This window comes from Ferrimonas sediminum (genome assembly GCF_900100175.1).
GTDB classification, from domain to species: Bacteria; Pseudomonadota; Gammaproteobacteria; order Enterobacterales; family Shewanellaceae; genus Ferrimonas; species Ferrimonas sediminum.
This window is the reverse complement of the sequence record NZ_FNEM01000026.1, coordinates 1-21236: the sequence shown is the minus strand read 5'-3', so window position 1 is coordinate 21236 and position 21236 is coordinate 1. Positions and strand designations below refer to the sequence as shown.

Genomic DNA, 21236 nt, shown 5'->3' with positions numbered 1-21236 from the left:
ACATGGCCTTTAAGATCGCCTCCTCACCCCACGCGACCACGCACACTAAAACCAATCAGGTGATGCAACGCGTGGCTCTGTGCACCCTGCCCGGCATTGCCGCCCAGTGGTATTTCTTTGGTTGGGGCAACCTGATCCAAATCGCCATTGCCGCGGTGGTGGCACTGAGCGCCGAAGCCCTGTTTGTCAAACTGCGGGGACGCCCGATCATGGGTGCCCTGGGCGACTATTCCGCCCTGGTTACCGCTGTGCTTATCGGTATTTGCATGCCGCCACTGGCTCCCTGGTGGATTGTTACCATGGGTGCCTTCTTTGCCATCGTGGTCGCCAAACAGCTCTATGGCGGCCTGGGACAAAACCTGTTTAATCCGGCCATGGTGGCCTACGTCGCCTTGCTAATCTCGTTCCCGGTTCAGATGACCGCCTGGCTGCCGCCACAACCTCTGGCCGCCAATGTCCTGGATCTGCCCTCGACGCTGGAGATGATCTTCCTTGGCAGTAACCATTTGGGGCTGTCAATGCCACAACTGGCCATGGGCGTCGATGGCGTAACCATGGCCACGCCACTGGATACCCTGAAAACCGATCTCACCCTGGGCCTGACCGCCGGTGAAAGCTTCGCCAAGCCCATATTTGATGGCAACTTCGGTGCCGGTTGGGTCTGGGTCAACGCCGGCTTCCTGCTCGGCGGGTTGATGATGCTCAAACTTAAGGTGATTCGTTGGCATATTCCTCTGGCCGTTCTGGCGGCGCTGGGGCTGTCAGCCTTCATGGGCACCATGCTGCACCCTGACGGTACTGGTGGGCTGGTATTCCACTGGTTCTCCGGCGCAGCCATGTTTGGTGCCTTCTTCATCGCCACCGATCCGGTAACCGCCGCAACCAGTAACCGTGGCCGGTTGATCTTTGGCGCCCTGATTGGCCTACTGGTGTACCTGATCCGCAGCTTTGGCGGCTACCCGGATGCCTTCGCCTTTGCCGTTCTATTGGCCAACATGTGCGCACCAATGATCGACTACTACACCCGCCCACGCACATACGGCCACGGGAGCGAATAATGCTGGCATCAATGAAACGAAATGGCTTGGTTCTGGCGCTGTTCGGCATGGCGGCCACCGCCGTAGTGGCGGTTACCCACCAACTAACCAAAGAACGCATCTACCAACAACAGCAGCAGGAGTTACTGAAAACTCTGCACCAGATCCTGCCCAATGACAGCTACGATCTGCCGTTGCACGAAAGCTGCCATCTGGTCACTAACGAGCAGTACCTGGGAACCACCAAGCCTCAACGGGCGTTCGTGGCGATTAAAGAGGGACTGCCTGTTGCCATGGCATTAGAAACCACCGCCCCCGACGGTTACAACGGCGACATCAATCTGATCATCGGTGTCAGCTGGGATGAGGAGATTCTGGGCGTTCGCACCCTCAGTCATAAGGAAACCCCCGGGCTGGGGGACAGCATTGAAACCCGCAAATCCGACTGGGTTCTGAGTTTCAATGGCTACATCCTGATCGATGAAGACGACAAGCGCATCGGTGTCAAAAAGGACGGCGGCGACTTTGATCAGTTTACCGGCGCCACCATTACGCCGCGGGCCTACACCAAAGCAGTGCGCAACGGCCTGAACTACATAAAGCGGTTTAAGCGCGAAATCACCACCGCACCACAGTGTGGAGACAAGTCATGAGTCAAATGAGAGAGATTGCCTGGCAAGGGCTGTGGAAGAGTAACCCCGGACTGGTGCAACTGCTGGGGCTATGTCCATTGTTGGCTGTCAGTAATACCCTGACCAACGCAATCGGGCTGGGCCTGGCAACCATGGTGGTGCTGGTATGCTCCAACGTACTGGTGTCTCTGCTTCGCAACAGCATTCCCGGCGAAGTGCGCATTCCCATCTATGTGATGATCATTGCCGCTCTGGTTACCTGCGTACAGTTACTGGTTAATGCCTATGCCTACGGCCTGTATCTGTCCCTCGGGATCTTCCTGCCGCTGATCGTCACAAACTGTGTGATCATTGGCCGCGCCGAAGCCTTTGCCTCAAAAAACTCCGTCGCCCATGCTGCCTTCGATGGCTTTATGATGTCGACCGGTTTCCTGATTGTACTCAGCCTACTGGGTGGCATCCGGGAGATGTTGGGCCAGGGCACCCTATTTGACGGTGCCGACCTGTTGCTGGGAGACTGGGCCACGGCGCTGCGCATCGAGCTATGGCAGGTGGATAGCCCGTTCCTGTTGGCCCTGCTGCCACCGGGTGCCTTTATCGCCATGGGACTGCTGATTGCCATCAAAAATGCCATGAATGACAAGGTAGAAGCCGCCTTTGCCGATAAAAAAGAAACAGTTAAGATTGAACGAGCCCGGGTAACCAATTAACAAGACTCCCGGCTGGTTTATGACACGGAACGCACAACACCATGAATAACGAAAAACGGCTACAGATCCTGACCCGGCTGCGAGACAACGATCCGCACCCGACCACCGAGCTGGAGTTTTCCACCCCTTATGAACTGCTGGTGGCCGTTGCCCTGTCGGCGCAGGCCACCGACGTCAGCGTCAACAAGGCCACCCGCCTGCTGTTCCCTGTGGCCAATACGCCACAGGCGATGCTGGACATCGGCGCAGAAGGGGTCAAGGACTACATCAAGACCATCGGCCTGTTCAACACCAAGGCGGAGAACGTCATCAAGGCGGCACAGATGCTGGTCGACCTCCATGGTGGCGAGGTACCGGAAGATCGCGCCGCACTGGAGGCGCTTCCCGGTGTCGGTCGCAAGACGGCCAACGTGGTGTTAAACACCGCCTTCGGCTGGCCGACCATCGCTGTGGATACCCACATCTACCGGGTATCGAACCGCACCAAGTTCGCCATAGGCAAAAATGTCGATCAAGTGGAGCAGAAGCTGCTGAAAGTGGTACCCAGCGAGTTTAAGGTGGACGTACACCACTGGCTGATTCTCCATGGGCGCTATACCTGCTTAGCCAGAAAACCTCGCTGTGGCAGCTGCATCATCGAAGACCTGTGCGAATTCAAAGAGAAAGTGTATCCGGAGGAGTAACCGCCCTCCCGGACAACATACGCCGTGGCCTGCCACGGCGTTTTTGCATGGACAAGATTGCCGGGAGGTTCACCCGTGAAACTCCGACATCAACCGGCGATGTTGCCGAACAAAGTCGATGAGCTACCTCCCTGCATCTGCAAGAGAAAGACACTGGGTACCCGCGTCCGCGGGCACGACCGAAGGTCATTTGACGCTTGGTGTTACCCGCACTCCCCCTGCAACCCGCACTACTGCCGCGGCCAACTAACGCTCACCTTATCGCCCTTGCCAGCGCGAGGGGCCAGTGGCTTCGGTTTTGATTTTGAGAAAAGACGCTGGATTCTCGCCTTCGCAAGAATGACAAAGCGCACAGACACTGGGTACCCGCATTCGCGGGCACGACAGAGGGGTGATTCGAGTATTGGGGTAACAGCAGCCCAGACGGCGACTGCCTCAACCAACCAAAACACCCACCCTCAACGTGTCGCCCTTGCCAGCGCGAGGGGCCAGTGGCTTCGGTTTTGATTTTGAGAAAAGACGCTGGATTCTCGCCTGCGCAAGAATGACAAAGCGCACAGACACTGGGTACCCGCATTCGCGGGCACGACTGCCCCCACCCGTCGCCCTTGCGAACGCGAGGGCCCAGTGACTTTAATGGTGATACGAGCACAGACACTGGGCACCAGCATTCGCGGGCACGACAGAGGGGTGATTAGAGTGCGGGGGAAACGAACTGCACCGGGCTTTGCAGAAACCACAGTAACGGCTTGGCTACCGCAAACCCCACCAACTCGCACCGTCGCCCTTGCCAGCACGGGGGCTTTTTGGCTTCGGTTTTGATTTTGAGAAAAGACGCTGGATTCTCGCCTGCGCAAGAATGACAAAGCGCACAGACACTGGGCACCCGCATTCGCGGGCACGACAGAGGGGTGATTCAAGTATTGGGGTAACAGCAGCCCAGATGGCGGGCGCCTCAACCAACCCTAACACCCCACCCTCAACCGTGTCGCCCTTGCGAACGCGAGGGGCCAGTGGCTTTCGGTTTTGATAAAGAGAAAAGACGCTGGATTCTCGCCTGCGCAAGAATGACAAAGCGCACAGACACTGGGTACCCGCATTCGCGGGCACGACAGAGGGGTGATTCAAGTACCAGGGAAACGAACTGCACCGGGCTTTGCAGAAACCACAGTAACGGCTTGGCTACCACAAACCCCACCAACTCGCACCGTCGCCCTTGCGAACGCGAGGGCCCAGTGGCTTCTGTGGTTCAGGAGGCCATGGCGTCGATCAGATGAATCACACCCGAACCACTACAAACCCAAAAGCCGCCATTATCCGGCAATGGCGCAATCTCGTCGCGACGCACTACCCCGTGGGTGGCCAGAAAGAAAGCGGCATCATCGACGTTGTCGGTTTCCACGTGCAACCAGATCTCCAGTTGGCTGATGGTCTTCACCTCCGACAACACCAGGCGTTTATCGCCAAAGCAGAAGCAGTGGGCACCCAGCCCCTGATCCACGTAGTTGGCGTCCTCTTCCAACGCCAGAACATCGCGATAAAAGCTTAAATTACCCGGGTACTCATGGGGGGGAATGCGAATGATGATGTGTCGTCCGGCCTGAAATCGTGGTCTCATGCTGCCATCCTCTAGCTGGGGCCCACTCCTTGGGCATGGCTACAATCATAGAACAGCGTCATGCCGCTGTCACAATCAACGTAATTACCTACGCTCATTGAAATTCGGTTCATCCACCCCCATAACAAATTGATGCCATCAAGGAGCCGAGCCGTGACCTACCCGATATACGCCTTTAATCAAGACGGAGACCTGAAACCGCCATTGTGGCTGTTTCTGCTGATGGCGTTTTTAGGGCGCACCTGGCTGCTGATGGCCATCGCCGCCGCCAGCCGTAGCACCGGCTCAGACATTCTGTCGTTGTTCTACCCCAATACCCATTACTTTTACCTGGGGCTGCTGTCCGGTTTACCGGTGGTCCTGCTGGCAATTCTCGGCCGCTTTAAAGATGGCAATCGCCTGTGGGTTAAACGGGTCTGGCAACAGGGTAAGTGGATTCTGATGGCCAACTGGCTGTTGGATCTTACCCTGCAAGCCAGTGCCCTACAGCAGCTGCGAGGCGACGTCGCCCTTTACCAAGCACTGCCACTGTTAGCCAGTTTCTGGTTTGGCTGGTACCTTATTAAAAGCCGGCGTATTGGCCACTACTTCAATGGGGCACACGTTCTGTCCCATACCAAAGTAAGAAGTTAGCGGCGCCATTGGCTTTCGGTATAGAATGGATCTCCTGAAAAATAAGGCAAAAATATGGAAACGTTGACCCACTCCCTGGCTGGTATCGGCCCCTTTTTCACTTATCTGGTGATCGGTCTGGCACTGATTGCCGTGTTCAAGATGATCTATTCGGCCATCACACCCTACGATGAGTGGGGACTGGTCAAAGAGAGCCAGAACCAGGCCGCGGCCATCGGCATCGGGGGTGCATTGGTAGGCTTTACCCTGGCTCTGGCCGCAGCCGCCAGCAACTCAGTCTCCGTCACCGACTACCTGCTTTGGGCCGCTGTGGCACTGCTGGCGCAACTGCTGGCCTTCACCGCCGTCCGCTTTGTGGTTTTGCCGGGGCTGGTGGAAAAAATTGAACAGAATAACGTTGCCGCCGCCATCGTGCTGGCCGCCATCAACATCAGTGTCGGCCTGCTGAATGCGGCCTGCATGAGTTACTAGGAGACTCCTGTGAAGCGCAGTCGCTCTATTTTGTCACCCCGATTCAAAAAACAACTGACGGTGCCTACCGCCGCCGCCATCAGCGTCTCCCTGACGCTGACCGGCTGCAGCCCGGAACCGATGCAGGAAACCGCTCAGGTCTATCGCAACGTCACCGAATGTATCCAGGTCAACCCGGGACAGGAGCAGCTATGCCAAAGCGTCTTTGGTGAAGCTCAGGCGCTGGCCGAAGAGACCGCACCCCGCTTTAACTCCCTGGCCGATTGTGAGCTGGAGTTCGGGGCCGAACAGTGTACCGGCGGCGGCGACTTTGCCACCGACCTGGCCGGCGACGCCGGCACTCTGGTGGACGGAGAGCAATACGCCGACAACAGTGGTGGTGGCGGCTGGTTTATGCCGATGATGTACGGTTACATGCTCGGCAATATGCTCAGTGGTTCCCGCAATAAATACCGTACCGCCCCGGTTTACAGCTCCAAAAATGCCCGCTCACCGCTCAATGGCAAGCTGGTCACCGGGGCCGGTGATGTGGTCGGCCGCAGCGGCGACCGCGTTGTTCGCACCAGCCCCAATAACTTCACCCCGAAGAAAGCCACCAATGTCACCCAACGGGGCGGCTTTGGTAAAATGGCACAGGTAAAATCGGCTCAGGCGGCCAAAGCCCGCAGCAGCTCACGTAAAAGCTCTAGTCGTGGTTGGGGCGGCTGATGCAACGTCACCTCATTGCCCCCAGAGCCAACTGGCAGCAACAAGCCGAGACCTACGGGTTTAACTTCCACACCATGTATGGCGAGCCCTACTGGGATGAAAGCCGCTACTACGCCTTCACCCTGGAGCAGATAGAGCGGGACCTGGAAGATCCCACCGCAGAGATCAATCAGATGTGTCTTGAGGTGGTGGACAAAGTGGTGCAGGACGACGCCCTGCTGCGCAAGTTTGCCATTCCCGAAGCCCACTGGGAGATGATCGCCCGCTCCTGGCGACTAAAGGATCCGGCCCTGTATGCCCGCCTGGATCTGGCCTACGACGGCACCAGCCCGGCCAAGTTGCTGGAGAACAATGCCGATACCCCCACCTCACTCTACGAGTCCGCCTTCTTTCAATGGCTATGGCTGGACGAGCGCCTGAAAGACGGTACCCTTGCCGACGGCAGTGATCAGTTCAACAGCATTCAGGAACAACTGATCGCCCGTTTCGCCCAGCTCAAACAGAGCTGGCCCCCGGTGCCGCTGCACTTTGCCTGCTGCCAGGACACCGACGAGGATCGGGGTACGGTGCAGTACCTGCAAGACTGCGCCGAAGAGGCGGGTATGCAGACCCTGTTTACCTACATCGAGTCCATCGGCTTAACCCCTCAGGGAGGCTTTGTGGATGGCGACAACCGCCCCATGCACGCCGCCTTTAAGCTGTACCCGTGGGAGTTTATGTTACGGGAGGAGTTTGGCGATCACATCGACAAAGCCCAGACCCGCTGGCTGGAGCCGAGCTGGAAATCGGTACTGTCCAACAAGGCGCTACTGCCGATGTTGTGGAAACTGTTCCCTAACCACCCCAACCTGCTGCCCGCCTATTTTGCCGACGAACGCCATCTGGCCAGCGAATCCCGCTTGGTTGAGAAGCCGATCTACTCCCGTGAGGGAGCCAATGTCCGCATCCTCGACGGTAACCAGGCGATCGCCGACAGCGAGGGGCCGTACGGTGAAGAGGGCGTGATCTACCAGGCATTCCAGGATTTGCCCAAGTTTGGTGACGACTACGCCCTCATCGGCTCCTGGCTGGTGGGCGATGAAGCCGCCGGGATTTCGGTACGGGAGGATCACAGCCTGATCACCCAGGATCTGTCCCGATTCGTGCCGCACATCATTCTGCCCTGATCCGGACACATCGCAGACACAAAAATGCCGCCTCAACAGGCGGCATTTTTAATGCTTGTCCGACTCAGAAAATAAACGAAGCCAGGAAGCAGATAGTACCCAGAGAGCCAACAGCGGCACCCAAAGCGTATTTTACATTAGTATCCATGGACATCACTCCTTAGTCCGACAACGGTTGACACCAGCTTAACCGCTGTGCTGGGTGGCTCAAGGCGCCTCTGCCGCAACTGTGCTCTGGATCACAGTGATAATACCGTTCAGCCATATTGATAAAATCGGTCCATTAATATCTTACAAACCGATGTTTAACAAAAACTACTGCAGCAGAACCGCCGTCGCCAGCAACAGGAAAATCACCGCACTGGCCCGATCCACCCAGATGCCGTGACGCTGCAGCCAACCCAGTAAACCGGTACGACCGATCCCCAGTGCCACCGCGGCGTACCACAGGGCATCGATGCCACCCGCGGTCGCCATCATCAGCAACTGATCCCCAAGCGTGAGATCGGCGCGCACAAACTGGCTGAACAGTGCCAGGAAGAAGATGGCCAGCTTAGGGTTGAGAAACGCCACCATAAAGCCACCGCCAAAACCGACGAAACGATTTTTGCGCAGCGTACCCTCTCCCTCGGCAGCAGGCCTGGCCCGCAGAATCTTAATCGCCATGTACACCAGAAACGCCGCGCCAGCGTACCTAATGGCGTCAAACAGCCAGGGGGTCTGGCTAATAAGCAGCCCCAGGCCCATGGCCGTGATCAGCGCATACAGGGCCACGCCAATACCGTGACCCAGCGCCGTGCGCAGGCCGGTCGCCGTACCCCGCTGCACCGTGTTATTGATCACCAGCGCCAGGCTGGGGCCGGGACTGATGGCGCCCAGTACGCACACCGTTGCCAGAGGCAACCAAGTTAAAAACGTCATTACTGCTTTACTGCTCTATTCACTATCGAGGATGCTCTCAAGCTTACCCATACCTAGACATTACCAAAAGCGATAGTTATTCATGGTTGCAAGTCGTTTTAGTTATGCCTTGCTGCACATAGTGATTGAGGTGGTCGCACAAAAACGGAAACGCCAGCTCCCGAAACCAGCGATGGGCCGGATCCTCGTTAAAACGGCGATGCCACAGCAGCCGGTAGTGCTGGCGGGCACAGTCGAAGGGCAACCGCTTCACCACCATCGGTGCCTGCTCCGACATCTGAGCAGCAATGTGCAGCGGCGTGGTCAGCAGAGTCGGCGTCGACAACAACAACCCCAGCGCAGACTGGAAAAACGGTACCTGGGCAAAACAGCGACGGCGGTGCCCCAGCGCCTGCAACGCGGTGTCCACCGGCGAGTCCTTATCGCCGCCGCCGCTGACTCGCAGATGCCCATATTGCAGATAACGCTCCAATGTCAGAGTTTGGTCAGCCAAAGGGTGTTGCGCCGACATCAGCACCGCCAGGCCGTCTTCCCCCTGATTCCGCCGGGCCACATTATCCGGCACCGATTCCACGATGGTGGACACCAGATCCACCGGCAGGTTGGCCAGTTGTGACAACTGTCCCTTGTCCCACAAGCGATACTCCAGTGTCACTAGGGGCGCCTGCCGGCCCACTTCGGCAGCAATAGCCGGAAAGATATGCTGGGCTACGTAATCGGACGATGAGAACACCAGAGTGCGTCGGCACTGACCTGGGTCAAAACGCTGAGGCAGGTAGAGGGCATCCAATTGCTGTAACTGTTGCGGCAGGGTTAGCTGCAACGATCGGGCCTTTGGGGTCAACAGATAGCGCTGGCCTTCGCGCACCAACAACGGGTCATCGAAGTCCTGTCGCAACTGTTGCAGGGTTTTGCTGACCGCCGACTGGGTCATGTGCAGACTCTCCGCCACCCGGGTCAGGTTAGGTTGCTGCAACAACGCCGACAACACTCTCAATTGATTCAGGTTATGGCGCATTAGCACTCCAGCAAACAGGATCTGAGGCCATGGTACTCAAGTTACCCCGCCCTGCAAATACCAGCGCCCCTGAGGGGCTGAAACCGTAACGGTCGACCGGTCTATCCAGCCGCAATCAAGGGGAGGAGAAAGACACTGGCCGGGGCTGTCTCCGGCACAGCGTTAAGTGATTGCCCCGCCCGGAGCAGGCGGGACAGGCAAGATTACTTGGCCATGAGCCGCTTAGGATCCGAGTCTCCCTGGTAATGGAGCACCAATCCACGATCGTCCACATCCAGCATCAGCTTCATGATCAGATCGTAGCTTTGCATCGACTGCAGTTGCTCCACCAACTCTGGATCCAGAGCCTTCGCCCAGTCCATGGCAGGCAACATCGCTCGCTGATAGTCAAGCGTCACCGCCATCAGGCCATTGGCCGCCAACACCTCGGTGCCCATGGCCTCAGCCACGCTAGCCCCTTTGTCACCGGTATGCAGCATTAGCTGGCTGTCACTCATCTGCAGCATAATCGGTTGCAGCGCATACTGCAGCTGGGGCACCCGGTCTTTGATGTCCACCGCTTCCTGCCCCGGTTTCAAGTTCAGGCTGGCAAGCTCCGGACTCACCATCTTGATGGCATTAAAAGCCTTGGCGGGGTCTTTGGCCGACACACTCATCAACATGCTGTAGGTACTCAGGGTGCCATCGGTGCGACTGTCATCAAACGCATAGTCATAGATCCCCAGGCCCAGCCCCTGAATGCCATCGGTAAAGCCAGAGAACAGCGCTAACGACTCCGGCGGCACCTGCTTGAGCTCCTGTTGCAGCTGGGCCAGTTGCGGACACTGATAGGCCACCTCCAACATCTGATCCCGCACCTCCACCAGCCCCTCCTGCAGGGTATCGGCGTTGATCCCCAGCGCTGCGGCAAACATCGGTGTGGCGGCATCAAACAGGCTCTGGGGCACAAAACCCCGTAATTTGTTCAGCGCACTCAGCATCGGCTGGTTGCGTGACTCAATGATGGTGTCACTGCTGATGCTAAAACCACTACCCTGCTGGTGGATCTCAGTCTGAAACACGGTTCTGGGCCAGTTGGCAGCAATCGCAGACAGCTCTTCGTAGCAGACCGGGTCCTGCAACTGAGCCAGCTCCTGAGGGTCATCGGTCAAACGACTAATCTGCTTGGCCATGGTGTTGCCCGACGGGGTCATCAGCCCGGTCAGCAGCTGCTGGTGACTGATGTAACCGATGTCATCGGAGTGAAAACGGTTTCGTTGCCGAATCTCATCAAGAATACCGGTGTCCGCCAGCGCCTGCGCCGGCCTAGCCTGGGCAAAAGCGATGGCCAGTTGCCGCGCATCCAGCAAGGGAGCCCCGATGACCATGGTCATCATGCCGTCAACCTCGGCAAACCACAGCTCCAGCTGCTCATCCACATCGTCCAGTGCCAGGTCGTAGACCCGGGCCTCGAGGCCGCCGACCGTGCGCGTGTGGTGCATGGCCCCGCTTTGTGCCTCAATTCGACCCAGGGTCTGCCAGAACGCGTCCGGATTTTCCACCTCCCACTTAAACACCGGCGCCGCGCCGATGCCATAGGTGTAAAAGCGGACCGTGTCACCGAGACCGTAATCCTTAACCAACTGGTCGGGATCATTCATGCCCTGCAAATAGTTCAGCAGAAACGCCAGGAAGAACTTCTCATCCACGTCCTCGGCCTGCTGCAAAGACTGTTGCAACTGCTGCATCTCACCGTCAGACAACCGATAGCTGGCCGCCGATGCTTTCAGGTAAGCCCGAATGGGAAACGGGGTCTGCTGAGCGGAATACCAGACGGTGTCAGCCGGAACAAAACTCGCCATCCCTGAGGCGGCACTCTGCGGTTGCTGCGTGTAGATGTAAGCGCCGATGGCCGCCGCTGCGACAACCGTTGCCAATGCCAGTTTCTTCACCCTAATTCCCCTGTCGATGCCGCCGATAAATCGCAGAAGCGCCCTTTCTGCCCAGACCAACGACGATGGTGAGTAATGCCCCCTACCCTGTCAGAAATCAATAGGAAGTCATTGAAATTTATCCTGTCTAGGACAGTATCAAAGGCCCAACCATCAGTCCAAGAAAAACGCCACCGATGACAAAAAGCCGAGGTCGATCCTTGGAACCGACCGCAGCAACGGACTGAATCAGTGTAGCGGCATCAGGCTGAACTGGGGCTAACCCGGGCAAGACGGCTGACAACCAGGAGACTCGACCAGGCAGCGCAATCGCTGCACCATTACGCCGGCCCTGCCGACGCGCTCGCATAAAAAAGGCCACCTTTAAGGTGGCCTTCGCATTTATGGCATCGATTTACTGCAGTTTAAATTTGCCCACCACCGACTTCAGCTGACTGTTGGCCGCCGCCAGGTTCATCGCCTCATTGGCAGTGGCTTCGCCATTGGTGGCCAACTGCACCACGATATCGCGAATGGCACTGACGTTACGGCTGATCTCACCGGTCACCGAACTTTGCTCCTCGGCCGCGGTGGCGATATGGGTATTCAGATCGTTAATCTGCGCTACCGAGTGCACGATGGTGTCCAGATCATCCGCCACCTGAGAGGTGCTCTGAGCGGTGCGCTGACAGCTGGCCTTGGTGTGGTTCATGGCGGTCATCGCTGACTCCGAACCGCTGTGCAGCTTGCTCAGGGTCGCCTCAATTTCAGCGGTACTGCTCTGGGTCCGTGCCGCCAGAGCCCGAACCTCATCGGCCACCACCGCAAAGCCACGCCCCTGTTCGCCGGCTCGGGCGGCCTCGATGGCGGCATTCAGTGCCAGCAGGTTGGTCTGATCGGCAATCTCACCAATCACCTTCAGCACATTGGTGATGTCACTGGTGTCGTTGCTGATCTCGGTAATATTGTTGGCGGTGGTGTCCACGTCCCCCACCAGCTGCGATACCGTGGTGGTGGCATCCAGCACCACCTGTTTGGACTGGGACACCTGCGCATTGGTGCTTTGAGTAAATTGGGAAGCATTGGCGGCGTTGCTGGCCACGTCATTGGCGGTAGCGCTCATCTCCTCGATGGCAGCCACCACCTGTTCAGTCTCTGTGGTGTGGGCTTCCAGTACCGCGTTATTGGAATCAGTCTGATACTTCACCTGCTCGACACTGCGGGAGATGTGCGCCGACGACTGCGATACCTCCAGCATCAGCGATTGCAAATTGATAATAAACTGGTTGATCCCCTTTGAGATTTGGCCCAAATCATCGTCGCTGGTCACCGGCAGGCGTCGAGTCAGATCGCCGTTGCCCTGAGACAGATCCATCACCACCTCTTTCAAAGCCAGGATAGGACGGTACAAGCCATTAAGAGTGATGATGGTCAGCCCTACGGCCGCCAACAGCATGATCACCGACGACCAGATGGCGGTATTCAGCGCCTGATCCACCTCGGCATAAGCCACGGATTTATCAACACCGATAAACAGGTACCAGCGCTTGCCGTCCACCAGTTCGATCGCCTTGGTGAAGGCCAGCTTGTCGGCACCGTCCAGTGTATAGTGGGTGGTGTTTTCTGCCTTCGCCAACATGGCGACCCGAACCTTGTCCATGCCGATATCGGCAAAATGGGTGCCCTCGGTCAGGCGACGGGAGTTGGAAGCGAGCGCCTTACCGGATCCATCCATGATGGCGGTTACTGCACCGGGGAAATCCACCGCTTTCACGGTTTCCTCCAGAATGTCCAGCTCGATGTCCCCCAGGATCACACCATCGGCCACCCGCTTTACTACCGAGACAACGTGCTCGCCGCTGAGGGCATCTTCATAGATGTCGGTGACCCCCAGTCCGGCGCTGGCCCGCCCCTGCTGATACCAGGGCCGTTGGCGAGGATCGTACTGGCGCGGATCGGCCACACCATTGGTCCAGTAGCCCCCCTCGCTGGTGGAGTAAGCCCGGCCGGTTTCCAGGCCATACAGAACCCCGCTGATGCCGCTGAGCCGCTTGGCCATGGCTGCGGTTTCTACATAGTAGTCGCTGCTCTCGTTGATGACATAATGCTGTGCAAGGGTATCAATGGCGTCACTTTTGCCTTTGAACCAGACCTGAATCTTGTCAGCCTCATAGCGGACTATGGCTTTGGACTGCGCATCAATGCTGGCAATGGTGGTAGTTTTCAGGTTGGAGTAGGACAACCAGTTTGCGGTCAGCAAACACAAGGTGACCAACATCACCACGGCGGTAATAATTGAACGTTTGAACCCAAGAGATTTCACGTGCTGTCTCGACTGTGCTAAAGGAATGAAAAAGGAATCGTTCAGAGGCCACGCAGACCAGCTGAGAAAAATGGGCGGGCATCTTAGCCAAACCCCGAAGGGCGAAAAAAACATCGCCTGTATGTCAAATTTATAGGATTAAACCAGTGATCCGATTGGGCCAAACCGGCCGCCTTTTGCGTTTGGCGATCGTTTTTTACTCTGAGCCTCAATCGGGGCACCCGATTTTATTCAGGCCATAGCGACCTGGAACTCAGGCAACTTAAATCCAATTTACGACAGAACGGCAAAAAACGAGATTCCACCGACTCAGTGGCCGCTAACCACTCTGCCCCGCTCAAACTGCAGCCGGTGATCACCGAGTCGCTGTGCCTGCTCGGGAGAGTGGGACACCATCACGATGGTCAGCTGTCGGGACAACTCGGTGATTAAGGTTTCAATCTGCAATGCGGTCTCGGGATCCAACGACGCGGTGGGTTCATCCAGCAGCAGAATCTGCGGCTTAAGCGCCAGGGTTCGGGCCAGGCACAGCCGCTGCTGCTGGCCACCGGATAGGGATACGGCGGGGGCCGTCAGGCGACCAGCCACCTCGGGCCACAGCGCCGCCTGCACCAACCCCTGCTCCATGCGCTCGCGGGCACGGGTCCGGCTTAACCCCGCCACCACCGTCAGCGGCAACAGCAGGTTATCGGCAATGGTGCCCGGCAACAGCTGCGGGTGCTGAAACACCATCCCAACCCGCTGTCGAAGATACGGCAGGCGAGCCTGGGACAAAGACTCAAGCTGCACAGGCTGATCATCAAGCCACAGCCGAATCCGGCCTGTGGTATGACAATCACCGAAGCTGTCATTGAGCCGGTTCAGCGCTCGCAGAAACGTGGTTTTGCCCGAGCCGGAGGGGCCACTGAGCACATGCACCTTGCGTTCCTGCAGCGTCAGGCTGACCCGCTTCAACACCTCGGTGGAGCCAAAGCGAACCGACAACTCATCAATCTCGCCGATCATGGATTACCTCTTGATTCAAATCCCCCCACCGACGTCGGCAGGCAGCCCGCTGCAAGCCGCCGGCCACCGCAAACAGGGTGGCGGTCAGCAGCATCAGCGTCAATGCGGCGCCAAACGCCATGGTCAGCTCTTGCTGACTCTGGTATTGGGCGCTCAGGTAAAAAATGCTGAATGGCAGCGCCTCAAATCGCTGCAGCAAGCCACCGGGCAGCCCGGCATTGACCACCGCCCCGGTCAGCATGATCACCGCCGTATCCTCGGCCGCCCTGCCGATGGCCAGCAGAATGCCGGCCATGATGCCACCGCGGGCCTGGGGCAACAGCACATGCCGACAGGTTTGAGACTCACTCATCCCCAGCGACAGCGCCGTTTGCCGCAGCTGCGGCGGCAGAGACTGCAGCGCGGTGCGCGTCGACACCGCCAGGTAGGGGATGATCAGCATCGCCAGACAAGCCGCCGCCAGCAGCAAACTGGTGTTGGCGGCGGGAAAATACCACTGGCGCAGAAACAGGATCAGGGTAAAACCGAACAGCCCCATCAGAATCGACGGCACCCCGGCCAGCACATCCACTGCCACGCCCAGACAACGGGATAGGCGGCTGTCGACGACGGTGGCCATCCACACACCGGTGCCAATACCCGGCACCAGTGCCAGCAGCAACGACAGCACCACTACCGTTAGCGAGCCCACGCACGCCGGCCAGATGCCACCCCAGACCGGCGTCTGGCCACTGAGAGCCGGCCACAACGGCGCATCGCCGACAAACAACGTTGATCCCATGGCCGCGGCGCCGGATAACACCACATAACCCAGCAACACCATCACTGCCGTCATCACCACCGAGGTGGCCAGCAGTGCCCAGCCGGCCATCAGCGTACTTTTGCGTTCGCTCATGGTTGCCCCCCTTTCAGCAGCGCCCGGGTGGTCAGGGTTAAGACGGCACTCAGCCCCAGCAGAATCAAACCAGAGGCAAACAGCGAGTTGTACATGGCACTGCCCTGCTCGGTGGCGACCACCAGGCCGATGTGCGCCGTCAGAGTTCGAATGGAGTCCAGCACGCTGCCAGTCAGTTGAGGGGCATTGCCGGCCAGCATCATTGGCAACAGGGTATCGCCCACGGCCCGGCCAAACCCCAGCAGGGCCGCACTGATCATTGCCCGGCGGCAGCGGGGCAGAACCAGATAGGTCAGGGTTTGAGCATCGGTAAAGCCCATAGAGCGGGCGCCGATTCTAAGCTGCAGCATTAATGGCCGCATCTGGCTGTCCAGCATCGACACCATCACCGGCAGGATCAGTAACGACAGCATCAGCGCCGCCGCCAGTAAGGAGTATCCGCTGCCGGCACGAAAGCTCTCCCGCAGCAGCGGCACCAACAGGAACAGGGCCGCAATGCCATACACCACCGTCGGCACCCCGGCCATCAGCCGAACCACCGTGCGCACCAACGTCGCCAGCCAAGGCCGGCGTACCAACAGACCGAACGCCGTCAGCCCCAGCGCCAACGGGCAAGCCAGCATCAGCGCCATCAGCGCCACCAGTGCCGACCCCGCCACCATGGGCAAGATGCCATAACAGCCCAGCTCCGGCTGCCACTGGAACGTCAGCAAAGTCTGTGACGAGTGCAGAAATACCGGCAACGCAAACCAGCCGATGGCCACAAACAGCGCCGCTATCAGCAGCAACACCAAGGTAGCCATCGACGACGTCAGGCGGGGATACGGCCTGTGACTCATCATTACTGAAGCAGCGGAATGTAACCGGACTGGCGCACGTACTCGGCGCCCTGAGCGCTGTAGACGAAATCGATGAACGAACGGGTCAGCCCCTGGGGTTCGCCCTTGGTGTTCATGTACAACTTACGAACAATAGGGTATTCACCGGAAGCGCAGGCTTCATTGGTGGGCACTACGCCATCGAGTGCCGGTGCGCGCACCGAGTCATCGATGTAGCCGACACTGGAGTAACCGATGGCACCGGGATCGCGAGCCACCGAGGTTTTCATGGCACCATTGGAGGCAACCACGTTGGCAAAGGTGGCCACCGGCTGCTTGCTCAGCAGTTTCTTCACAAACACCGCCCGGGTGCCGCTGGCTTCGTCACGGGTGAACAGGTTGATACGACGGTCGTCGCCCCCCAGGGCCTGCCAGTTGTCGATGCGACCGGCGTAGATGCCGATCACCTGCTGCTGGGTCAATTGGGTAACCGGGTTATCCGGATTCAGGATGACCGCCACGCCATCGATGGCAAAAGGAAACGAAATCAGACCATGGGCCGCTTCAGAGGGCTTCAGCGCCCGGCCGGTGTTACCAATGGTCACCAACCCTTTGGCCACCTGCTGGGCACCGACGCCGGAGCCGCCGCCGGCAATGGTGATTCTGATGTTCGGGTTCGCGGTCATGATCGCCCGGGCCGCCTGCTTCATTACCGGAATGTGGGCAGTGCCACCGGCAATATTAAGGGTGCCACTCTGATCCTGAAACGCGTCCAGATCAGACGCCTGGGCAAACGCCGCCAGACCACAAATAAGCAAAGCGAAAAGTCCGGTGTGCAACCGCATAAACTCGTCTCTCTATTCTGGTTAATTAAAAGCCAAACCCGAGTGGGCGCCAAGAGACGGCAAGGGTACGCCTAGCGCATCGCAATAACAACGCAAGCGATTGTAAAAAAATTGATTCAGATCAATTAATTATAAAAGGCTTTGTCAAGAATAACGAAATAATCACCGTTGCCGGTACGCTTGGCATATCACTATCCGCACTCCCAGGTCCGGGTTAACCTAAACAAAACAACCACCACCAACCGAGTTCACGCATAGAACACCTAAAAACAACCATGAACCAGAGGCTCACAAGCTGTATTTGCCAACAAAAAATGTTAATACCAAAACAAAAAGCAACTTATATCAATAACTTAATCAGGAATTGGCCAGCAATTTGACCACCCCGAGCAAAACCAACCCAGGCCAACGGTGAATACAGACTTTACAGCGTCTTATCCAGGCATTACAGTGTGACGGTCATTCACCACGATCTGAGACTCATGCAGCGCCTTTCATCCCCATTAAAGTTGGAACCAGTTCCAGCCACAATGCGTTGCCCGAGCTTCACTCAGGTCTCCGTCGTCGTCGTCATTCTCTGACGCTGACGGTTTTGTTTTTCGTCAGCTTCGCTGGCGAAAGCAGAGTCCTTCCTTCTCTTTTCTCGCCAACACGCTGACCTTTACCACTGAAGGTAGTTGCATTGAGAACTCGAGACATCACGGCCATCGGCTTTACTGCATTTGCGCTTTTCCTTGGCGCAGGCAACCTGATCTTTCCCCCTCTGCTGGCGCAACAGGCCGGTCAGCACTGGCTTACAGCCATGAGCGGCTTCCTGCTGTCTGCCGTGGGCCTGCCGGCACTGACGCTGTGCGTGCTGGGGCGCTTACCCTCGGTGGCGGCGCTGACCGATGCCCTTCCCCACTGGCTTAGAAATGGCTTCTGGCTGCTGGTGTTTGCCACTCTGGGGCCGGCCTTTGTGCTGCCCCGGGCGGTCACCGTCGCCTATGAGATGGGGCTGGCCCCCTTTATCGACACCGATGCCCTGCTGCCCTTCTCCATCGCCTTTTGTGGACTCAGCCTATTGCTGGCGCTGAAGCCCGGCAAGTTGGTGGACATCATCGGCAAATTCATGACCCCGGCGCTGATTCTGATGCTGGCTACCCTGGTGATTGCCGCCATTCTCAGCCCTCAGGGCGCCCCACAGGCCGCCATCGAACGTTACCAAAGTGGCGCACTGGTCAATGGATTACTAGAAGGCTACATGACGCTGGATGCCATCGCGGCGGTGGCCTTTGGCTGGGTGATCGTCCACGCCATTAAGCAAAGGGGCGTCAATGACCGGCGGGAGATTCGCCGCTACAGCGATGCGGTTGCCGGCATCTATGTGGTACTGATGGCCACCTGCTATCTGGCCATGGGCTATTTGGGTGCCACCGCCTCCGACATCGCCCCGCAGGCGGCGAACGGTGGTTACATTCTTACCCAATACGCCGCCACAGTATTGGGCCCGGTGGGTCAGGCCTTATTGGGCGCCATTACCCTCACCGCCTGTTTGACCACCATCGTCGGCCTAACCAACGCCAATGCCGAGTACTATCAGAATAACCACGGCGTCGCCTTTCCCCGCTGCGCGGCGCTGGTGTTGCTGCTGACCGCCCTGGTTTCCAACGTCGGCCTGGAGCAACTGATTCGTTTCAGCCTGCCCCTGATCCTGACCCTGTGCCCCATCGCCATTGCCCTGGTATTGGCCGCCGGCCTGTCGCTGAACCGCCACCGACAACTGTATCTGTTGGTGGTGACCATGAGCCTGTTTGGCTGTATCGATGCACTGGCGGTACTGGAGCTGGTCCCCGCCTCCCTGCACCAGAGCCTGTCACTCTGGCTGCCCCTGTATCCGCAGCACCTGAGCTGGTTACTGCCCTGTCTGCTGCTATTGGGAGCTCTGGCGATCGCCAGGCACCGCCAGCAAAGCCTGTGCACTCAGGTCTGATGCCCTCACAACTTTATGTGGATACCCAGGTTCGGGCCGGCAATGCCTACAGCGGCGCCGCCCGTTTCTGCAGCCCGAAACGATCGGCATCGACGCCCTGTTTCCAGTAACCCACTGCAAACAAATTCAGCCGGTCGATGCCAATCTGCTCCTGCAGGGGCGCTCGCAAGGCTCGAATCTGACTGGCTTCCAGTGCCAGAAACACATGGGTGTCGGCGGCCATGCCCCGTGCAGTATCCAGCACCCGCTGCTGCAAAGGCTCGAAGCTCTCGTCCTCGATGATCCAGCGGGTATTGTGGCTGCTGTCGTAATCCAGCTCAATGATGTCTTCTCGGGTCGGTACCGAGATCAGCGCCCGGACGTCCGCATCCGCTCTGAACCGGGGCAGGTAGCCATTGATGGCATTGATGGAAGTGAGATCACCCACCAGCAGATAGCTGTGATGCCGGTAGTTGGTCAACTTCATCGGCCCCGGACCAGCAATGCCGACCCTGTCGCCCACGACAGCGGTGGCCGCCCAGTCGGTGGCAGGACCACGATGCCGGTTAATCACAAAATCCAGCGACAACTCCCGGGCCTTTGGATCAAAAGCGCGAATGGTATAGGAACGCATCTTTCGCTCTCCACCCTCCTCGGGCAATACCACTTTGACGTAGCCGCCCTCCATCCCCTCGGGAAACGTACTGAGACTGTCGCCGGATACCACGATTCTGCGCAGATGAGGAGACAGAGGAATGACCTTGGACACTTGGGTGGCCCGGGGCACAGGCTTGTTTGGCTTCATACAACTCTCCTTCAACTTGAACTTGGATAATTTGGTTGATAAAATCAACCATACCGCAATCTAGTTGATAAAATCAACCAATGAGCCAGTTCGCCATGAACAACAACGCCCTATCAGACACCCTGTTCGACCTCATGCACGCCTACAGAATGGCAATGCGTTCAGAGTTAAAAGCCAAGCAGCTGGGTTTAAACTCAATGCATGTAAAATGCTTAACCTATATCGCCAGCCAGGAACACTGCACCGCCAATGACATTGTCAGCCATCTGTGCAGGGACAAAGCGCAGATCGCCAGGCTGATAAAGGAGATGGTGGAAAAACAGTGGCTGAGAAAAGCCGCCCACCCGAAAGACAAACGCAGCCAGTTACTGACTCTGACCGACCAAGGGCAGCAACTGGCCACCCTGATTCAACAAACCCGCACCAGGGTACAAGCGCGCATGCGCCAAAACCTGACGGAGGCGCAGTTGGCCAGCTTTGATGCCATCGCCACCACCATTACCGCCAACCTCCGCGCCGACAACCACCAAGAATGAAGCCCGACAAGCCAACACTATGGCGGGCTTATGAGGTGCCAACATTGCCGACAAACGGGGACGTTGGGACTGGCGGGGTAAAGGTCGGTCGTAAGTGGCAGCATTCGCCACATTGCGGCCATTGGAAATTTCAACAGTGTCGATGAAACCGGGGTCTATTGACACTGCGTTCGGCCGCCTTTGGCGTTACTCGCAGCGCTTGTTTCTACCTTACTTTTCTTTACCCTTACTCCAATTCGCTGCTGGTAACCAAAGTGATGCACCAGTAATACCCAATACCGGTAAAGACAATGTATGTCTGAGCCCTGTCAGAGCCTGAGAGCGAAGCATCAGCATCGTCGCCCTTGCGAACGCGAGGGCCCAGTGGCTTTGGTTTTGGCTGGGAGCAGCAAAGCCGCTGGGTACCCGCGTGCGCGGGCACGACCGACCTCCCCCCGTCGCCCTTGCGAACGCGAAGGCCCAGTGGCTTTAATATCGATACGAGAAACACAGACACTGGGTACCCGCGTGCGCGGGCACGACCGAAGGATGGTTGGGATTGCGGTGATCGC

The 21236-nt window shown here is 57.9% G+C and carries 20 protein-coding genes; 10 read left to right on the top strand and 10 right to left on the bottom strand.

Annotated features, from left to right (window positions below; translation table 11 throughout):
• Positions 1–2 precede the first annotated feature (2 nt).
• From rsxD to nth, 4 genes are read left to right on the top strand one after another with little or no spacing between them, the layout of a single operon-like run.
• Positions 3–1058 (top strand): electron transport complex subunit RsxD, encoded by a 1056-nt coding sequence (gene rsxD / locus BLT77_RS18995; protein WP_090368332.1) that lies wholly within the window; start codon positions 3–5, stop codon positions 1056–1058.
• Positions 1058–1690, top strand: coding sequence for an electron transport complex subunit RsxG (gene rsxG / locus BLT77_RS18990; protein ID WP_090368330.1), 633 nt, complete (start codon positions 1058–1060; stop codon positions 1688–1690). Before rsxD ends, rsxG begins: the two co-directional genes overlap by 1 nt.
• Complete coding sequence (locus tag BLT77_RS18985; RefSeq protein WP_090368328.1) at positions 1687–2379, top strand: electron transport complex subunit E; 693 nt, start codon at positions 1687–1689, stop codon at positions 2377–2379. Before rsxG ends, BLT77_RS18985 begins: the two co-directional genes overlap by 4 nt.
• Before the next feature lie 41 nt (positions 2380–2420).
• Entirely contained in the window at positions 2421–3062 is a 642-nt protein-coding gene (nth, locus tag BLT77_RS18980) for an endonuclease III (protein ID WP_090368327.1), read from the top strand.
• Between the two features lie 1249 nt (positions 3063–4311).
• Here nth and BLT77_RS18975 read toward each other — a convergent pair.
• Positions 4312–4680 (bottom strand): hypothetical protein, encoded by a 369-nt coding sequence (locus BLT77_RS18975; protein WP_028113407.1) that lies wholly within the window; start codon positions 4678–4680, stop codon positions 4312–4314.
• A gap of 153 nt (positions 4681–4833) precedes the next feature.
• Here BLT77_RS18975 and BLT77_RS18970 point away from each other — a divergent pair, with 153 nt between their 5' ends.
• Genes BLT77_RS18970 through BLT77_RS18955 form a run of 4 tightly spaced genes read left to right on the top strand, consistent with a single transcriptional unit; the run spans position 4834 to position 7658 of the window.
• On the top strand, positions 4834–5313 hold the full coding sequence (locus BLT77_RS18970) for a DUF2919 domain-containing protein (protein ID WP_176819394.1): 480 nt from the start codon (positions 4834–4836) through the stop codon (positions 5311–5313).
• A gap of 54 nt (positions 5314–5367) precedes the next feature.
• Positions 5368–5784: a DUF350 domain-containing protein gene (locus tag BLT77_RS18965; RefSeq protein ID WP_090368323.1), complete on the top strand. Its 417-nt coding sequence runs from the start codon at positions 5368–5370 to the stop codon at positions 5782–5784.
• 9 nt (positions 5785–5793) lie between these two features.
• Positions 5794–6492: a DUF1190 domain-containing protein gene (locus BLT77_RS18960; RefSeq protein WP_090368321.1), complete on the top strand. Its 699-nt coding sequence runs from the start codon at positions 5794–5796 to the stop codon at positions 6490–6492.
• On the top strand, positions 6492–7658 hold the full coding sequence (locus BLT77_RS18955; RefSeq protein WP_090368319.1) for a glutathionylspermidine synthase family protein: 1167 nt from the start codon (positions 6492–6494) through the stop codon (positions 7656–7658). The genes BLT77_RS18960 and BLT77_RS18955 overlap by 1 nt, the downstream gene beginning before the upstream one ends.
• Positions 7659–7973: 315 nt before the next feature.
• On the opposite strand, the gene BLT77_RS18950 is transcribed toward BLT77_RS18955, so the two are convergent.
• From BLT77_RS18950 to BLT77_RS18915, 8 genes are all read right to left on the bottom strand, one after another.
• Positions 7974–8579 (bottom strand): LysE family translocator, encoded by a 606-nt coding sequence (locus BLT77_RS18950; RefSeq protein ID WP_090368318.1) that lies wholly within the window; start codon positions 8577–8579, stop codon positions 7974–7976.
• 76 nt (positions 8580–8655) lie between these two features.
• Positions 8656–9597 carry a LysR family transcriptional regulator gene (locus tag BLT77_RS18945; protein WP_090368316.1) on the bottom strand — a complete coding sequence of 314 codons (942 nt, stop codon included), beginning with the start codon at positions 9595–9597 and terminating at the stop codon, positions 8656–8658.
• Between the two features lie 203 nt (positions 9598–9800).
• Positions 9801–11528: a hypothetical protein gene (locus BLT77_RS18940; RefSeq protein WP_090368314.1), complete on the bottom strand. Its 1728-nt coding sequence runs from the start codon at positions 11526–11528 to the stop codon at positions 9801–9803.
• 394 nt (positions 11529–11922) lie between these two features.
• Positions 11923–13785: a methyl-accepting chemotaxis protein gene (locus BLT77_RS18935; protein WP_245710000.1), complete on the bottom strand. Its 1863-nt coding sequence runs from the start codon at positions 13783–13785 to the stop codon at positions 11923–11925.
• Positions 13786–14139: 354 nt separating this feature from the next.
• The gene (locus BLT77_RS18930) at positions 14140–14835 is read right to left on the bottom strand and encodes a phosphate ABC transporter ATP-binding protein (RefSeq protein ID WP_090368310.1); all 696 of its coding nucleotides are present in this window, start codon (positions 14833–14835) and stop codon (positions 14140–14142) included.
• Positions 14819–15730 carry a PstA family ABC transporter permease gene (locus BLT77_RS18925; RefSeq protein ID WP_176819393.1) on the bottom strand — a complete coding sequence of 304 codons (912 nt, stop codon included), beginning with the start codon at positions 15728–15730 and terminating at the stop codon, positions 14819–14821. The genes BLT77_RS18930 and BLT77_RS18925 overlap by 17 nt, the downstream gene beginning before the upstream one ends.
• Positions 15727–16572: a PstC family ABC transporter permease gene (locus BLT77_RS18920; protein ID WP_218126960.1), complete on the bottom strand. Its 846-nt coding sequence runs from the start codon at positions 16570–16572 to the stop codon at positions 15727–15729. The genes BLT77_RS18925 and BLT77_RS18920 overlap by 4 nt, the downstream gene beginning before the upstream one ends.
• Entirely contained in the window at positions 16572–17366 is a 795-nt protein-coding gene (locus BLT77_RS18915; protein ID WP_245709999.1) for a phosphate ABC transporter substrate-binding protein, read from the bottom strand. The genes BLT77_RS18920 and BLT77_RS18915 overlap by 1 nt, the downstream gene beginning before the upstream one ends.
• A gap of 709 nt (positions 17367–18075) precedes the next feature.
• On the opposite strand from BLT77_RS18915, the gene brnQ reads away from it, so the two are divergent.
• Positions 18076–19365 carry a branched-chain amino acid transport system II carrier protein gene (gene brnQ / locus BLT77_RS18910; RefSeq protein ID WP_090368304.1) on the top strand — a complete coding sequence of 430 codons (1290 nt, stop codon included), beginning with the start codon at positions 18076–18078 and terminating at the stop codon, positions 19363–19365.
• A 46-nt stretch (positions 19366–19411) separates the two neighbouring features.
• Here the strand turns inward: brnQ and BLT77_RS18905 are convergent, their stop codons facing one another.
• A complete protein-coding gene (locus BLT77_RS18905; RefSeq protein ID WP_090368302.1) occupies positions 19412–20149 on the bottom strand; it encodes a siderophore-interacting protein in 738 nt (245 codons plus the stop codon).
• Between the two features lie 80 nt (positions 20150–20229).
• On the opposite strand from BLT77_RS18905, the gene BLT77_RS18900 reads away from it, so the two are divergent.
• Positions 20230–20685 (top strand): MarR family winged helix-turn-helix transcriptional regulator, encoded by a 456-nt coding sequence (locus BLT77_RS18900; RefSeq protein WP_245709998.1) that lies wholly within the window; start codon positions 20230–20232, stop codon positions 20683–20685.
• Positions 20686–21236: the final 551 nt, after the last annotated feature.

What these genes read in the sequence shown, in the direction of transcription:
- rsxD (WP_090368332.1), top strand. Translation starts at nt 3, where the DNA reads ATGGCCTTTAAGATCGCCTCCTCACCCCACGCGACCACGCACACTAAA.
- rsxG (WP_090368330.1), top strand. Translation starts at nt 1,058, where the DNA reads ATGCTGGCATCAATGAAACGAAATGGCTTGGTTCTGGCGCTGTTCGGC.
- BLT77_RS18985 (WP_090368328.1), top strand. Translation starts at nt 1,687, where the DNA reads ATGAGTCAAATGAGAGAGATTGCCTGGCAAGGGCTGTGGAAGAGTAAC.
- nth (WP_090368327.1), top strand. Translation starts at nt 2,421, where the DNA reads ATGAATAACGAAAAACGGCTACAGATCCTGACCCGGCTGCGAGACAAC.
- BLT77_RS18975 (WP_028113407.1), bottom strand. Translation starts at nt 4,680, where the DNA reads ATGAGACCACGATTTCAGGCCGGACGACACATCATCATTCGCATTCCC.
- BLT77_RS18965 (WP_090368323.1), top strand. Translation starts at nt 5,368, where the DNA reads ATGGAAACGTTGACCCACTCCCTGGCTGGTATCGGCCCCTTTTTCACT.
- BLT77_RS18955 (WP_090368319.1), top strand. Translation starts at nt 6,492, where the DNA reads ATGCAACGTCACCTCATTGCCCCCAGAGCCAACTGGCAGCAACAAGCC.
- BLT77_RS18950 (WP_090368318.1), bottom strand. Translation starts at nt 8,579, where the DNA reads ATGACGTTTTTAACTTGGTTGCCTCTGGCAACGGTGTGCGTACTGGGC.
- BLT77_RS18945 (WP_090368316.1), bottom strand. Translation starts at nt 9,597, where the DNA reads ATGCGCCATAACCTGAATCAATTGAGAGTGTTGTCGGCGTTGTTGCAG.
- BLT77_RS18935 (WP_245710000.1), bottom strand. Translation starts at nt 13,785, where the DNA reads ATGTTGGTCACCTTGTGTTTGCTGACCGCAAACTGGTTGTCCTACTCC.
- BLT77_RS18930 (WP_090368310.1), bottom strand. Translation starts at nt 14,835, where the DNA reads ATGATCGGCGAGATTGATGAGTTGTCGGTTCGCTTTGGCTCCACCGAG.
- BLT77_RS18925 (WP_176819393.1), bottom strand. Translation starts at nt 15,730, where the DNA reads ATGAGCGAACGCAAAAGTACGCTGATGGCCGGCTGGGCACTGCTGGCC.
- BLT77_RS18920 (WP_218126960.1), bottom strand. Translation starts at nt 16,572, where the DNA reads ATGATGAGTCACAGGCCGTATCCCCGCCTGACGTCGTCGATGGCTACC.
- BLT77_RS18905 (WP_090368302.1), bottom strand. Translation starts at nt 20,149, where the DNA reads ATGAAGCCAAACAAGCCTGTGCCCCGGGCCACCCAAGTGTCCAAGGTC.
- BLT77_RS18900 (WP_245709998.1), top strand. Translation starts at nt 20,230, where the DNA reads ATGAGCCAGTTCGCCATGAACAACAACGCCCTATCAGACACCCTGTTC.